This is a genomic window from Nocardiopsis sp. JB363, assembly GCF_900143625.1.
GTDB lineage: Bacteria > Actinomycetota > Actinomycetes > Streptosporangiales > Streptosporangiaceae > Nocardiopsis.
Map to the genome: position 1 here is coordinate 133,787 of NZ_FRFF01000140.1, position 13,822 is coordinate 147,608.

At 71.0% G+C, this 13,822-nt stretch carries 15 protein-coding genes; 7 read left to right on the forward strand and 8 right to left on the reverse strand.

The genetic code is table 11. The features are described from left to right. Positions 1–31: 31 nt before the first annotated feature. A complete protein-coding gene (locus BQ8420_RS22985) occupies positions 32–685 on the forward strand; it encodes an MBL fold metallo-hydrolase (protein WP_087101229.1) in 654 nt (217 codons plus the stop codon). A gap of 1 nt (position 686) precedes the next feature. Here BQ8420_RS22985 and BQ8420_RS22990 read toward each other — a convergent pair whose 3' ends face one another. From BQ8420_RS22990 to BQ8420_RS23000, 3 genes are all read right to left on the reverse strand, one after another. Beyond that, positions 687–2,624, reverse strand: coding sequence for a CHAT domain-containing protein (locus BQ8420_RS22990; RefSeq protein ID WP_235006430.1), 1,938 nt, complete (start codon positions 2,622–2,624; stop codon positions 687–689). A gap of 184 nt (positions 2,625–2,808) precedes the next feature. Then, positions 2,809–3,204: a hypothetical protein gene (locus BQ8420_RS22995; protein ID WP_087101230.1), complete on the reverse strand. Its 396-nt coding sequence runs from the start codon at positions 3,202–3,204 to the stop codon at positions 2,809–2,811. Then, positions 3,201–3,866, reverse strand: coding sequence for an RNA polymerase sigma factor (locus tag BQ8420_RS23000; RefSeq protein WP_369825534.1), 666 nt, complete (start codon positions 3,864–3,866; stop codon positions 3,201–3,203). The genes BQ8420_RS22995 and BQ8420_RS23000 overlap by 4 nt, the downstream gene beginning before the upstream one ends. Positions 3,867–4,086: 220 nt before the next feature. On the opposite strand from BQ8420_RS23000, the gene BQ8420_RS23005 reads away from it, so the two are divergent. Next, positions 4,087–4,581 carry a DUF3145 domain-containing protein gene (locus BQ8420_RS23005; protein ID WP_087101231.1) on the forward strand — a complete coding sequence of 165 codons (495 nt, stop codon included), beginning with the start codon at positions 4,087–4,089 and terminating at the stop codon, positions 4,579–4,581. A gap of 11 nt (positions 4,582–4,592) precedes the next feature. Here BQ8420_RS23005 and BQ8420_RS23010 read toward each other — a convergent pair whose 3' ends face one another. The 4 genes from BQ8420_RS23010 to BQ8420_RS23025 all read right to left on the reverse strand — a co-directional run bounded on the left by BQ8420_RS23010 (position 4,593) and on the right by BQ8420_RS23025 (position 7,812). Beyond that, positions 4,593–5,063, reverse strand: coding sequence for a DUF1707 domain-containing protein (locus BQ8420_RS23010; protein WP_087101259.1), 471 nt, complete (start codon positions 5,061–5,063; stop codon positions 4,593–4,595). A gap of 126 nt (positions 5,064–5,189) precedes the next feature. Then, entirely contained in the window at positions 5,190–5,978 is a 789-nt protein-coding gene (locus tag BQ8420_RS23015; RefSeq protein ID WP_087101260.1) for a 3'(2'),5'-bisphosphate nucleotidase CysQ, read from the reverse strand. Continuing rightward, the gene (locus tag BQ8420_RS23020) at positions 5,975–7,009 is read right to left on the reverse strand and encodes an ATP-grasp domain-containing protein (protein WP_087101232.1); all 1,035 of its coding nucleotides are present in this window, start codon (positions 7,007–7,009) and stop codon (positions 5,975–5,977) included. The genes BQ8420_RS23015 and BQ8420_RS23020 overlap by 4 nt, the downstream gene beginning before the upstream one ends. A gap of 272 nt (positions 7,010–7,281) precedes the next feature. Continuing rightward, on the reverse strand, positions 7,282–7,812 hold the full coding sequence (locus BQ8420_RS23025; protein ID WP_087101261.1) for a YbhB/YbcL family Raf kinase inhibitor-like protein: 531 nt from the start codon (positions 7,810–7,812) through the stop codon (positions 7,282–7,284). Between the two features lie 130 nt (positions 7,813–7,942). Between BQ8420_RS23025 and BQ8420_RS23030 the strand changes: the two genes are divergently transcribed. Beyond that, the gene (locus BQ8420_RS23030) at positions 7,943–8,908 is read left to right on the forward strand and encodes an LLM class F420-dependent oxidoreductase (protein ID WP_087101233.1); all 966 of its coding nucleotides are present in this window, start codon (positions 7,943–7,945) and stop codon (positions 8,906–8,908) included. A gap of 87 nt (positions 8,909–8,995) precedes the next feature. On the opposite strand, the gene BQ8420_RS23035 is transcribed toward BQ8420_RS23030, so the two are convergent. After that, positions 8,996–10,174, reverse strand: a complete 1,179-nt coding sequence (locus BQ8420_RS23035; RefSeq protein WP_087101234.1) for a CdaR family transcriptional regulator — start codon at positions 10,172–10,174, stop codon at positions 8,996–8,998. Between the two features lie 245 nt (positions 10,175–10,419). On the opposite strand from BQ8420_RS23035, the gene BQ8420_RS23040 reads away from it, so the two are divergent. The 4 genes from BQ8420_RS23040 (at position 10,420) to BQ8420_RS23055 (ending at position 13,662) form a co-directional block, all read left to right on the forward strand. Then, a complete protein-coding gene (locus tag BQ8420_RS23040) occupies positions 10,420–10,899 on the forward strand; it encodes a lumazine-binding domain protein (protein ID WP_087101235.1) in 480 nt (159 codons plus the stop codon). A 133-nt stretch (positions 10,900–11,032) separates the two neighbouring features. After that, positions 11,033–11,356: a putative quinol monooxygenase gene (locus BQ8420_RS23045; RefSeq protein ID WP_087101236.1), complete on the forward strand. Its 324-nt coding sequence runs from the start codon at positions 11,033–11,035 to the stop codon at positions 11,354–11,356. 53 nt (positions 11,357–11,409) lie between these two features. Then, entirely contained in the window at positions 11,410–12,459 is a 1,050-nt protein-coding gene (locus BQ8420_RS23050) for an aldo/keto reductase (protein ID WP_087101237.1), read from the forward strand. A 204-nt stretch (positions 12,460–12,663) separates the two neighbouring features. Next, complete coding sequence (locus BQ8420_RS23055; RefSeq protein WP_087101238.1) at positions 12,664–13,662, forward strand: LysR family transcriptional regulator; 999 nt, start codon at positions 12,664–12,666, stop codon at positions 13,660–13,662. The last annotated feature ends 160 nt before the right edge of the window (positions 13,663–13,822 follow it).

Consider the following 13,822-nt stretch of genomic DNA (forward strand, 5'->3'; position numbering starts at 1 on the left):
TCCGCTCGCCACGACAGGCCACAATGGTCGGGTGAGCTACTCCGGAGATACGAGGGTCGGCGGCCCCGCCGACCTGCGACAACTACCGCAACTGACGATCACCAAGCTGGCCGTGGGCCCGATGGACAACAACGCCTACCTCCTGCGCTGCCGCGCCACGGGGGAGGCGGTCCTCATCGACGCGGCGGCCGAACCCGACCGCATCCTGGAGATGATCGGTGAGGACGGACTGGCCCGCGTGGTCACCACCCACCGCCACCAGGATCACTGGCAGGCCCTGGCCGAGATCATCGGCCAGACCGGCGCCCGCACGGTCGCCCACCCCGACGACGCCGACGAACTCCCTGTGTCGGTCGACGAACCCGTCACCCACGGCAGCACGGTCCGCGTCGGGGACTGTGCGCTCACCGTCATCCACCTGCGCGGGCACACACCCGGTTCGATCGCCCTGCGCTACGACGACCCCGAAGGCCACACCCACCTGTTCACCGGGGACAGCCTCTTCCCGGGAGGAGTCGGCAAGACCTGGTCCGACGAGGACTTCCGCGTCCTCTTCGGCGACGTCTCCGAGCGTGTCTTCGGAGCCTTGGCCGACGACACCTGGGTCTACCCCGGCCACGGCAAGGACACCACGTTGGGCGCCGAACGCCCGCACTTGTCCCAATGGGGCGAGCGCGGCTGGTGACTCAGCCGACGTAGCAGCAAAAGCCCACGTGTCCGAGGTGGTCGGCGACCGCCTCGGACACGTCACCACCACCGGCCAACGCGCGGTGGAACAGGCGCATGGCCGCACCCGTGCGTTCGTCGGAGACCGGCAACGGACTCGCGACCACGGTGTGCGTGCCGAGCGCCAGCAGAGTGCCCGCGAAGCCACCGGGCGAGCGTGTGAGAAAGCCTCGGCCGCCCCAGCAGGTGGCCAGGGTGACCAGCGCCGCCGGAGCTGGCGCCCACAACAGGTCGCGGGCGAGCAACGGGCCGTCGGCCAGTTCCACCCGGGACAGCAGCGCCGAACGTTCGTCGATGTGCCCGTGCCCGGCCAGATGGGCCGTGTCGGTGTCGGTGAGCGCCGCCAGGACCTGGTCCCGCCGGGCCCGCTCCAACACCCGGGCGCCCGGGTAGGTGCCGGACAGCGCGCGGACCTCCGCGCCCGCTCCGGCCGGTTCGGTGGCTGCCGCCAACAGCACCCGCCCGCCTCGCGGGGGACGTCCTCGTGCCCAGGCGCGCGCCCCGGCGACCACCGTGACCGGTCGTCCGCGCAGGCTCGGCAGCAGCCCCCAGGGCGGGTCGTCCAGGTAGGGGGCGCCGGTGACCACGAGGGGACGCTCGCCGGTCAGCGCCAGCACCGGATTCACCAGGGCCTCGTCCACGGCGTCCAAGGCCTGTGTCGCCCCGTCGACGGGTGTGGCCTCGCACTCGTGCCGCATCCGGGCCAGGAGCCGTCGCAGACGCAACAGTGGACCCAGGGACGCGGTGCGCACCCGACCCGCCACCGCCACCAGGGCGACGGCCTGGTCCGCCACCCTGGCGAAGTGCACGAACGCCCGGTCGCCCAGGGTGTCGAACAGTCCTTCCGACACCGAGCCCCGTGGGGCGCTCGGTCGGGGCACGGCCGGGCCGGTCCCGGACACTCCACCGGCCGCCGTCACCAGGGTGCCCCGCGTGACCTCCGGGCGGGTCAGCTCCGCCCATTCCAGGGCGATCGCCGGGTCGCCCACCGCCAGGGCTCCCTCCAACCCGGCCTGGATCACGTGAGGGTCGCCGAAACCCGCTCCCAGCCACGTGCCAGGTAGGGGTGCCCGCCCGGAACCGGGCCCGACGAGGGCCGGCGCGGGCAGGCGTTCGGCGAGGGCGTCGAGTGCGCGGGTGGCGTGCGGGCTCGTGACCGGGACGGTGGTGGAGGGCGAGCGGACCTCCAACGCCTCGCGGGCACGTTCGAGGGGGCGGACGCGGTGGGTGCGTTCGGCGAGACGTTCCAATCGGTTGGTCAGGCCGTACCAGGGCGAACCACGGCCGACGTGCCGTCGGACCCGGCGGGACAGCCCCAACGCCGCCCGGTGGTCGCCCTCCAACAGGCGCAGTTTGGCCTCCAACAGGGTGCGGGCGGTGTCGGTCGGCCCCTCCGGCCAGGGCGCTTCGGCCAGGGTGCGGCCGGCCTCCTCCACCTGCCCTTCGGAGAGCAGGGCCTCGGCCAGATCCACGCGCAGTGCCTCCTGCCGGTCGGCCGGCACCAGGGGCACGAGTTCGCGGAAGATCACGATCGCGCCCGGCGCGTCCCCGCGATACAGGGTCAGGCAGCCCTCGTTCTGTCGGGCGACCGTGCCGAGCAACGGCAGCCCGCGGCTCTCGGCCAGGTCGCGTGCCGCGTGGAGGTGGTCCCTCGCCGGGCCGAAGCGACCGCACAGGGCCTGGGCCAGGCCCAGATCGGTGAGTACCCCCGGGAGCACCGGGGCCAGGTCCTCGGCGGGATGACCGCGCAGCCGGCTCCGGGTGTCCTCCAACAAGGTGACGGTGTCCTCGAAACGCCCGTCACGGGCCAGCCGGACCCCGTCGGCGACTCTGGCCAGGAGGGGGCGGGCGGCGATCAGGATCGCGGTGGTGTCGGGCGTCGCGCTGGGGGACAACACGTCCGGCTGCCTTTCGCCAGTGGGGCGTTCGTCTCCAGTGATAGCAGCGGTTCGGTCCGTGGGGGAGTGCCCTCGCCCAACCTGTGGACGAACGCGGTGGGACCGAACCGGACCTATGACGACAAAGGGTGGCGGAGTGCGCGTCGTTCGGGCACGCTCACACCCGGTTTCGGTTCGGCCCTATTCAGATCGTGAACCAGTCGGTGACCATGGGGAGCCGGTCCGGGCGCTCCATGGTCAACGCCAGGGGGCCTCGACGAAGCCCTTCGGCGTGGAACGCGCCGTCGCCCCTCACGAACAGGCGTAGACGCTCCTCGGGGCGGCGCAGACACACCTCCACGTGGTCGAAGTCGCCGATCACCAGGCCGGAGAGCGAACTCAGGTCCCCGTCCGCCCGCAACCGCAGGTCGACCCGCAGGCCGTCGAGGTGGAAGCGCAGCGTCGTGGTGGCGACGGCCTCGGAACGGGACGGGTCGCGCGACGGGGTGGAATCGAGGACGGTACAGGCCGTACGTGCCCGGTCGAGGGAACGGTCGAAGGCGGCCAGCGCCGCACTCCGCCCGGGTTCTGTGTCTTTCACGGGTCACGCACGCCTTTCGTTCGGTCGGTGGTGGCGAGGGAGCGGCGCAACCGGCGGAACAGGTTCCGTCGCTCGTTGGCGGTGGTGCGGTGGGAAAGGGGCACGGCGTCGGGGGAGTCGTCCAGGTACTGTCGGGCGACCCGTCGGTCGGTCGGGTCCAGCGCGTCGATGGCCCGGTGCAGCTCGGCATGGCGTTCCTTGCGCAGGTACTCGACTTCGACGTCGGAGACGGTGGCCCCTCCGGCCAGTCGGTGCGGGTCGACCGGCACCAGTCGCCGCAGCCGCTCGCGTTGGCGCCCGCACACGCTGCGGGTCACCCGGCCCAGCCAGGCCCTGAGCAGGTGGGGGTGGCGCAGTCCGGGCAGGTGCTGGTTGAGGTTGAGCCAGACGGTCTGTACCGCGTCCTCCCGGTCCTGTCGGGGCAGCCCGTAGGAACGGGCGATGCGGTTCACGGTGGGCAGGTGACGATCCACGATCTCCTCCCAGGCGCCGGCGTCGCCGTTGCAGGCGGCGAGCACGAGTTCGGCGTCGGGGCGAGGGGTGGGGCCGGAAGTGGCCGGAACCGGCTCGGAGGCGGGGGATACATCCCCTGAAGTGCCCGAATATGGCCTATTGCGGCGGGGGTCACCGGGGCGGATGTCCCCGCGCGGCTGGTCTGGCACACCCGCTCCCACTATGATCGGACTCCCTGTCGTCGCCTGTGGCACACGGTAATCGCTGGGTGTGCGGGTCGCGTGGGGAACGCTGGAAAAGTCCAGTGTGCGAGATGGTTTCCAGAGTGCCTATAGGGCACAATGGGGCAAAAGGCATGCTGGTGGGCATGTAACCTTCTCGTGATACGAGGGCGTCGGGGAAGCGCACTCGTTCGTATCAGGAGGTTCGGTGTCCGCACGTGGCGTCTTGTACGTCCACTCCGCGCCCGCGGCGCTGTGCCCACACGTCGAGTGGGCGGTCGCGGGTGTTGTTGGAGTACCCGTGAAACTCGACTGGGTCGCTCAACCGGCCGCTCCCGGCAACCATCGTGCCGAGCTGAACTGGCAGGGGAAGCCGGGCACCGCCGGAGCGGTGGCCTCGGCCTTGAACGCGTGGCAGCGCCTTCGCTTCGAGGTGACCGAGGACGCGTCACCAGGTGGTGACGGCGTCCGCTACAGCTATACGCCCAACCTCGGCGTGTTCACCGCCGTCACCAGCGCGGCCGGCGAGGTCCTCGTCCCCGAGGGCCGACTGCGCGCGGCCATGGCGACCGCCGCCGCCGACGGTGTCGACCTGGCCGACGAACTCGATCGGCTCATCGGCCGGGCATGGGACGAGGAACTCGAACCCTTCCGTTACGCCGGCGACGGCGCGCCCGTGCGCTGGCTGCACGCTGTCGGCTGACCTCGGGGACTTCAGCAGGGCGGCTCGGTGTCACCCGGCCAGATCGTCGAGGCGAGCAGCACCGCCGCCCAGATGCCCAAGGGCACCAGCGGCCAGTACAGCATCAGTTCGCCGCCGAGCAGGCTGGTGGCGCCCCACAGTCCGGTGAGCACCCCTCCGGCCCCCGCCCACCAGCGCCATTCCGCACCCCACTCCGCCCACGGCAGTCGCCGTGGCCGGTGCGCGGGTTCGGGGCGGGGGTCGCGGACCCGCCCGGTGTGGAACCGGGGCGGAGGAACCGGAACGATGGGAACGGGCAGATCAGAGGTCAGGGAGCGCAGCTCCCCGACCCGGACCGCGATCAGCGCCGTGCCCACTCGGCGCTCGTACTCGTCGTCGTCCAGTCGGCCTTCGGAATAGGCCACCGCCAGACGGTCGATGGTGAGGTCGCGTTCTGTGTCAGAGGCGCGCATCCGGTTCAGCGGCAGACGTTGGGTCTCCACTTCCCACCCCCAAAGGCGCGAGTCGGTGACCACACTTTACGTGTCGCGCCCCGGCCACGAAAGAGCGCGAAGGGGCCGATTCCGCGTGCTTTTCGAGCACCGCCCCCGGAGCGATATCGCCGCAGGTCAGGAGCGCAACCAGTGGGACACCGAGCGGCAGGTCACAGGGTCGGCCGCGCCCACCAGACCGGTGTGCTCGTAGGTCCCCCGATAGGTGAAGGGCGCACCGTCCAACCGGGTCAGGTGACCGCCCACCTCGGACAGGATCAGCGCGGGCGCGGCCACGTCCCAGTCGCGCACCGGAACGTCCTTGACGAACAGGTGGGCGACCCCCTCGGCGATCCGGCACAGCTTCAACGAGATACTGCCGCTCTCCAGGTACTCGCCGTAGCCGAAGTGGTCGTACACCCGCCGGGCGATCCCCGTCGGCTCGGAGGTGTTGTCGGTGAGCACCCCCTGGCCGGGCGGCGACGGAGCCAACAGGGGCAGCGCGATCCCGTCCCGGTGGGCGCCCTGGCCGCGCACGGCCGTGTACAGGACCTGGTGATGCGGGGCGAACACGGCCGCCACCTCGGGCCGCTCTCCGATCATCAACGCCGCCTGGGTGACATAGCCGTCGAACCCGTGTACGTAGCTGGCGGTGCCGTCGATCGGGTCGATCAGCCAGTACCTCGGCGGGCGCGGACCCGACAACGAATCCGGGTCCTCCTCGCTCACCACCGGGATCTGCGCGTCGATCGCGGTCAGCCGCCGGGACAGCGCCCGATGGGCCATGGCGTCGGCCTCGGCCTTGAACTGGCTGCCCTCCCACACGCCGCTGCGCACCGACGGGTCCTCGCGCCAGTCCCGCAACAGGGAACCGACCTCGGTGACCGCGGCGGCCACGGCCTCCGAGAGAGGATGCCTGCCGCTCACCGCGCACGCACCGGGATCACCGGAGGGCACGAGAAACCCTCGCCGTTTCGGATGGTCCGTGGGGCCGGTGAGATGCCGTGCGAGGTGAACTCCCGCTCACTGAGGAACTCGTCGCTCCACCGCCGCACCATGGCCACCCCCTCCCGCCACTCGTCGGTCAGCGCAGGACCCCCGGCCACGGCCTGGCGTAGCAGCCCGGCGATCTCGTCGACCCCGGCCGCCGCGGTCAGCGCCGCCGTGGAGGAGAACCGCGGATTGATCTCGAACACCCGCGGGCGGCCCTCGGAGTCCAGGCACAGCTGCACGTTGAACGGGCCATCGGCGCGCAGCGCCGTCTGGATCGCCCGGCAGGTGCGCGCCACCTCCGCGTTGCGCCGGCTCACCGCGTACTTGGTGACGCCCTGCTTGAGCACGACTTCCTTGGGCACCACCGCCTGCACCCGGCCGTCGCGCCAGACCACCACCGACACCGTGAACTCCGCTCCGGTGATGCGCTCCTGCACGATCAGCTCGTCGGCGGCGTAACCGCTCTCGGAGACCGCCCGGGCCATGTCACGCGCCGAGTCGATGACCATGACCCCGCGGCTGCCGCGGCCGCTGCGCGGCTTGATGATGAGTCCGCCGGGGGAGTGGTCGGCCGCGTCGGCGGGCCACTCCGAGGCCCGCCAGGTGCGGGGGACGCCGATCGCCGCCTCCTCCAGGCGCCGCATCAACACGTACTTGTCCAGACAGGTCGCGACGAAGTCCGGGCGGGGCAGCAGCACCTCGATCCCCTCCTCGGCCAGTTCGCCCATGCACACGAGTTCCTCGTCCACCAGGGGGATGACGGCGACGGCCTCCTCCAGCGCGCACAGCTCTCGCATACGGGGGAGGAAGGCCTCGCTGTCGCCCGGCGGCACCAGGTGACCGCGGTCGGCCAGGTACAGGCCCGGCGCGGTGGGATCCACGTCGGTGGCCACCACCCGGAATCCCTGTTCGCGTAGGTGCAGGATGGTTCCGGGGGTAGGGGCCGAACCCGCCGTCGTCACCACGACCGTGGGTTTCCTCGGGATACTCGAAGACTGCTTTGCCACCGGTTCGAAGACCCTTCCAGACGTCCCTCTGAATCGAAAGTGGTGCGGGAGGGGGATGGGCCGAGACTAGACCGGAGGAGCCTCTCAAAGCTCGTGTTTGGCCGAATCCGGTTGCGGAGTGAACCGGACGGGCCCCTGGCGCGTGTACCCAACGGCCCAGGGCGGAAAGGCCGGAGGGCGAAGACGCGCCGCGCGCGTCCCCGCCCTCCCCACGGCCCCGGGGTTCCGGGTCACTTCTGCTCGTACACCGGGGTGACGATCGCGCGGCCCAGCGAGTGCGAGAACAGGTTGAAGCCGAGGAAGGCGGGGCTCCCGGAGGAGTCGATGCCCAGGCTCGGGACGTCCACGGCGTGCACCACGAAGAAGTAGCGGTGCGGCCCGTGCCCGGCGGGCGGGGCGGCACCGATGTAGCGGTTGCTCCCGGCGTCGTTGCGCAGGGTCACGGCCCCTTCCGGCAGACCGGAACCATTGCCGGCGTCGGCCGCCAATTCGGTCACCTCGACCGGGATGTCGCACACCGACCAGTGCCAGAACCCGCTCGCGGTGGGCGCGTCCGGGTCCAGGCAGGTGACGGCGAAGCTCCGCGTCCCCTCGGGGAACCCGCTCCAGGACAGATGCGGGGAGACGTCCTCGCCCCCGGCGCCCATGATCCCGCTGACCTGGGCGTTGGGCAGGGTCCGCCCGTCCGTCACGTCGTCGCTGGTGACGGTGAACGAGGCGACCCGGGGCAGGAAGTCGTAGGGGGAGGGTGGCATGGCCACGGTGATGGCCTCCTTGTCGTCGAGGATGTTCGTACCGACGAACATACGCCCCGTGAGGGGCGGACACCCTGCCGAGCGCGCCGGGGCCGCGTTGTACGGTCGTGCCACATCCGAACGAACAGGAGCCGACATGACCGACCGCTGGGGCATCACCGTCCCCTTCGAGGGCATTCCCCTGCACGACCAACGCGCCCTCTTCGAAGAGCTTCCCGACCTCGGCTACACCGATGCCTGGTCGGCCGAGGCCAACGGCACCGACGCGTTCACGCCGCTGGCCCTGGCCAGTGTGTGGGCCCCGAGCCTGCGACTGGGCACCGCGATCGTGCCCGTCTACACCCGCGGCCCCGCGACCCTGGCGATGAGCGCCGCCACCATGGCCGCCGCCGCACCGGGTCGGTTCTCGCTGGGGGTCGGCACTTCCTCCAACGTGATCGTGCAGCGCTGGAACTCCATCCCCTTCGAGGAGCCCTACAAGAAGGTCCGCGACACCGTCCGCTTCCTGCGCGAGGCGCTCACCGGCCAGAAGGTCAAGGCCGAGTACGACACCTTCGAGGTCAAGGGCTTCACCCTCGGCGCCGTACCCCCGGAGCAGCCGCCGATCCTGATCGCCGCGCTGCGCCAGGGCATGCTGCGTCTGGCCGGCCGCGAGGGCGACGGAGCCATCATCAACTGGCTCTCGTCCGAGGACGTGCGCACCGTCGCGCCGATCGTCCGCGAGTTCGGTGCGGACAAGGAGGTCGTCGCCCGCATCTTCGCCATCCCCGACACCGACCCCGACACCGCTCGGGGGATCGGCCGCCGGGCCATCGCCGCGTACCTGAACGTGCCCGTCTACCGAGCGTTCCACGAGTGGTTGGGTCGTGAGGAGCTCGATCCCATGTGGAAGGCGTGGGACGAGGGCGACCGCAAGGGCGCGCTCGCGGCGATCCCCGACTCGGTGGTCGACGACCTCATCGTGCACGGGTCGGCCGAGTACTGCCGCGAGCGGATCGAGGCCTACGTGGAGGCCGGAGTGACCACCCCGGTGATCGCGCCGATCGCGCCGCCCTCCCAGGCCCCGACGGACATCATCCGCGCGCTCGCACCGCGAGGCTGATCCCCGGTCGGGGTGTTCTCGTACGCGCATCGGTGTGACGAGAACATCCCGACCGTTCGGTATGTCCGAGTATCGGGCCGGGCCCACCTACTCCGCGCCCGACGGCCCCAGGAGACGACGCGCTCGGAGCACCAGCTCCAACCCGAACCGTTCGGCGGGTTCCCGCAGGCCGGGGCCGAACAGCTCCTCCAACTGCCGCATCCGGTACCGCACCGTCTGTGGGTGGACGCGCAACCGTTCGGCCGCCTCGTTGGCGTTGAACCCCGACTCCAACCACGCCAGCAACGTGTCGGCCATCCGGTCCCGCTGCTGTTCGCGCATGCCCTCCAACGGCGCCAGTCGGGTACGGGTCATCGCCGCCATGAGTTCGGTGTCCCGCGACAGCAGGAGTTCCGTCAGATGGTCGCCCCACCGCAGCACACCGGCCCCCGGCAGCACGCCCGACCGCACCAACTCGCCGAGCTCCCTGGCGCGCGCCAGGGACACATGCGCCTGCTCCAGAGGCACCGTGGGACCCAGGACGGCCCCGAACCCCCGCAACGACCGCTCCAACGACCGCAGGCGTCCCGGCCCCTCCGGGTCGGGGATCAGGGCGCACGGCTCCAACCGTTCCAGGTCCATCAGCACGTCCTGTGGCGGTATCGGAGCCGCGCCTTCCGGATCGTCCTCGTACAGCAACGCCACGGCCACCCGTTCCGGCATGCGCCACCGGGCCGCCCGCGCCAACGTCGACAACGCACCCGGCTCCGGTTCGGTCCCGGTCTCGGCCAACAACACCTCCAACAGCCGGGACCGTCGGCGCCGTAACGCCTCCACCCCGTCCCCGCGCGCCTGCGCGTACCCCTCGGCCGCGGCCGAGGAGATCTCCTCCTGGAACACGAAGAGCGCCTCACCCAGCGTGGCCATGTGGTCGCGGTCCAACGCCTCGGTCCGGGCCAGACGCCGCCAGGCCACCGCCGCCGACGTGCGCATACCCGTGTGCAGGCACTCCAGGGTGCGGCCCTGCCGGGCCTCGCTCGCCCCGAAGGACCGGAAGGTCCGCAGCAGGGAGTCCCGTCGGGGGGCGTCCCTTCCGTGTTCAATCCGGTCCAGGAACGCGTGCACGGCGGTGTCGATCGCGCGCCGGATCTGGTCGGTGTGCTCGGCGTCCAAGGGACCGGAGTGGGTCTCGGCGCGCCGCCGGATCCCCGCCAAGGCTTCCTCGACCAGGCCGGGGACTATGGGACGGAGGGCGTCGGGAGCGCCCTCCCGAAGTCGATACGACATGTCACCTCCGGCGCGGACGCACGGCGGAGCCGTTCGGGGCACGCCCGCGCGTGCTCTGTGCGCCAGAGGTCCATCACACCAGAGGGGTCGGGCTCGGACAAGACCGGATCCGGGCGGGGAGAGAGCGGCATCCGTGTTCTGCCTGGTCCTCGGACGCGAGTAGTCACGGAACGGGTGAATGCGGTAACAATGGTGCGCCCAGACCGACCCCCGGTCGACCGAACCCGCTCCCGGAAGGCACCCCCATGCGACGCGCCCTATTGTGCTCCCTGCCCCTGACACTGGCCCTGGCCCTGTCCGCCTGCGGTGGCGAAGAAGAGAGCCCCGACGAAGGCGCCGCGGAAGCAGCCGACGCGGCCGGCGGCGACGCCGAGGCGTCCGCCCAGATCGTCGCCGAAGGTTTCGTCGCGGCGCTGAACTCCGACGACGCCGACGCGGCCTGCGCCCTCATCGACGAGGCCGCCCAGTCCGCCGTCATCGCCCAGAGCGAGGACGGCGAGGACTGCGTCGCCGCGTTCCCCGACTACGCGCAGACCCTCCCCGACAGCGAGTCCATCGAGATCGGCGAGATCACCGTCGGTACCGACCTGGACGGTGAGACCGAGATCGCCACCGTCACCCTCGACCACTCCGACGAGGACGCCGGAGCCCTGGAGGTGCGCGAGTCCGAGGACGGCCAGTGGCGTGCCACCCGCATCCCGGGCACCACCCTCGGCGGCGCCTGATCCCGGCCGTGACGAGAGGAACACCCCACCGGGCGACCGGTGGGGGCCTCGTCCGCGCCGCTTCTGAAAGAGTGGTGCACCGCGGGCACGGCATCACCACGTGCCCCGTGGCACACAGAGAAGGAGATGCGCGATGATCCTCATCGTCGTCAAGTACCGGGTCAAGCCCGAGGCCAAGGACACGTTCCTCGACGAGGTCGCCGAATTCACCGCGGCCACCCGGGCCGAGCCCGGCAACCTGTGGTTCGAGTGGTCCCGCAGCGTCGAGCGCGACGACGAGTTCGTGCTCGTCGAGGCGTTCAAGGACGACGCCGGTGAGGCCCACGTCAGCAGTGACCACTTCAAGGCCGGGCTGGCCTCGATGAAGCCGTTGCTGGCCGAGACCCCGCAGATCGTCAGCCGCGTCGTGGAGGGCGAGGGCTGGGACCGGATGGGCGAACTCACCATCGACGAGTGACGACACGGCTGAGAAGACACCGCTGAGAAGACACGGCTGAAGGGGAACGGACGTTGGACACCTACGTGGCGGACACGGATCGGTACGAGCACCTGGAGTACCGCTCCTGTGGCGACAGTGGGCTGCGACTGCCCCGGCTGTCGCTGGGACTGTGGCAGAACTTCGGCAACGACCGGAGCTTCGAGAACCAGCGCCGCATCCTGCGCCGCGCCTTCGACCTGGGCGTCTTCCACCTGGATCTGGCCAACAACTACGGTCCGCCGCCGGGAAGCGCCGAGGAGAACCTCGGCCGGATCCTGGCCCGGGACCTGGGCCGCTACCGGGACGAGTTGGTGATCACCACCAAGGCCGGCTGGACCATGGGTCCCGGACCGCACCAGCAGGGCGGCTCGCGCAAGTACCTGCTGTCCTCGCTGGACCGTTCCCTGGCGCGGATGGGTCTGGACTACGTCGACGTCTTCTACAGCCACCGGCCCGACCCGGACACCCCGCTGGAGGAGACCATGCTGGCCCTCCACCACGCGGTGGTGTCCGGACGGGCCATGTACGCGGGCATCTCCTCCTACGGGCCCTCGCTGACCCGCAAGGCGGCGGCGATCATGCGCGACCTCGGCACGCCCCTGGTCGTGCACCAGCCCTCCTACTCGATGCTCAACCGCTGGGTGGAGGACGGTCTGCTGGAGGCCACCGCGGACGAGAAGATGGGCGTGGTGGCGTTCTCCCCGCTGGCCCAGGGGTTGCTGACCGACCGGTACCTGGACGGTTCGGTGCCCCCGGGCTCCCGCGCCGGGGTGGGGCGGCCCAGCTGGCGGGACAACATGCTCACCGACGAGGTCCTGGATCGGGTGCGGGGATTGAACCGGATCGCTCTCGAACGCGGTCAGACCCTGGCGCAGATGGCGATCTCCTGGGTGCTGCGCGACCGTGGGCCGCGCACGGTGACGACCGCGCTCGTCGGGGCGTCCAGCGTCGAGCAATTGGAGCAGAACCTCAAGGCGGTGGACTCCACGGAGTTCACCGAGGAGGAGCTGCGTGACATCGACCGGTGGGCGATCAACTCCGACATCAACATCTGGTGGGGCGCCACGGCGTCCAAGGAGTAACGCCGCGCGGGTGGGGTTGATGGGTTTCTTGGTACTGGATGCCCCTTTCGGGGCGTAAGACCCTTGTCCGGGAATCGGGTGTCACCTAGCTTGACCTCAACTCCCCGCCCGAAAGGCCGCCATGCCATCCCCCAGGCACCGGACGCCCTGCCCCGCCCTCTCGGCGTACTCCGACTCAGAACTCTCCCTTGGCGGGGGTCCACCATGACCCCCGCCCAGCTCAGAGCGTTCTCCGCCGTGGTCCGCCTCGGTTCGGTCAAGAGCGCCGCCCAGGAACTGTGCGTCTCCGAGGCCGCTGTGTCCCTGCACGTCGGCAAGCTCCGTAAGCTCTTCGACGACCGCCTGTTCTCCCGCACCTCCTCCGGGCTGTCCCTCACCCCCGGCGGACTGCGGCTGGCGAGCCGCGCCGTCGAACTCATCGGACTCCAGGACCGTACGCTGCGCGAGGTCGGCCGGGCCCGCGATGGCACCCGACTGCTGCGGATCGCGGTCACCGCCCTGTTCGCCGAACACGCCGCGCCGGGTCTCATCGAGCTGTTCGTGGGACGCGCCGACGACCTCGACGTCGAGCTGAGCGCGCACCCCCCGGACCGGTTCGTCGAGCTGCTGGGCGAGCGCGCCGTCGACGTCGCGCTCGGCCCGATCCCACCGGAGACGGACCTTCTCGCCGCTGGGATGGTGTCCCGGCGCGTGCTCAAGTACCAACTGCTCACCGTGGTGGCGCCCGATCACCCCCTGTCCCGGGGCCGAATCGAACCCGAACGCCTGCGCGAGTATCCCTGGATGCTCGGCCCCTCCGCGCTCGACCGCACCGGCCTGGTCCCGGCGGCGCTGCGGCGCATCGGGGTCCCGGAGTGCCGGCAGAGGGTGTTCCCCAGCCACTCCGCCGCCCTGGAGGAGGTCAAGCGGGGTTCGGGGATCGGCCTGGCCCTGAGTTTCGCGATCGGCCACGACCTGGCCGCCCGGAGGTTGGTGACCCCGTGCGGGCCGCCGGTGCGGACCTCGGGGGTCTGGGGCGCCACCACCCTGACCGACCAGGAGGAGGGGGTGGCGGGGGAGTTCGTCCGCTTCGCCACCACATCCCGCGCCACCCAGGCCATGCTCCGGGGGTCGGGTGTGCACCGAGGACGGTTCCGTCCGACCACCCACGTGACCTTGTGGCACCACGGCGAGTTCGCCGCGGGGGTCCCTCTCCCGCGGTGACGCTCCAGGCCATGACGTATAGGAACCGGCCGAAGACGCGCCGATGGTCAGCGGGCCGGAACGGTCGCCGGCCAGGTACTTGACGCCATTGAATCCTTGTGTGAGCGGTGGGGCGCCTGGGGTTGTGTTTCTTGGGGTCGTGTTTCTTGGGGTTGTGGGG

Excerpts from the sequence above, each read along its gene's own strand:
- BQ8420_RS23030 (WP_087101233.1), top strand. The coding sequence starts at position 7,943 with ATGACCGACCGCTGGGGCATCACCGTCCCCTTCGAGGGCATTCCCCTG.
- BQ8420_RS23035 (WP_087101234.1), bottom strand. The coding sequence starts at position 10,174 with ATGTCGTATCGACTTCGGGAGGGCGCTCCCGACGCCCTCCGTCCCATA.
- BQ8420_RS23040 (WP_087101235.1), top strand. The coding sequence starts at position 10,420 with ATGCGACGCGCCCTATTGTGCTCCCTGCCCCTGACACTGGCCCTGGCC.
- BQ8420_RS23045 (WP_087101236.1), top strand. The coding sequence starts at position 11,033 with ATGATCCTCATCGTCGTCAAGTACCGGGTCAAGCCCGAGGCCAAGGAC.
- BQ8420_RS23055 (WP_087101238.1), top strand. The coding sequence starts at position 12,664 with ATGACCCCCGCCCAGCTCAGAGCGTTCTCCGCCGTGGTCCGCCTCGGT.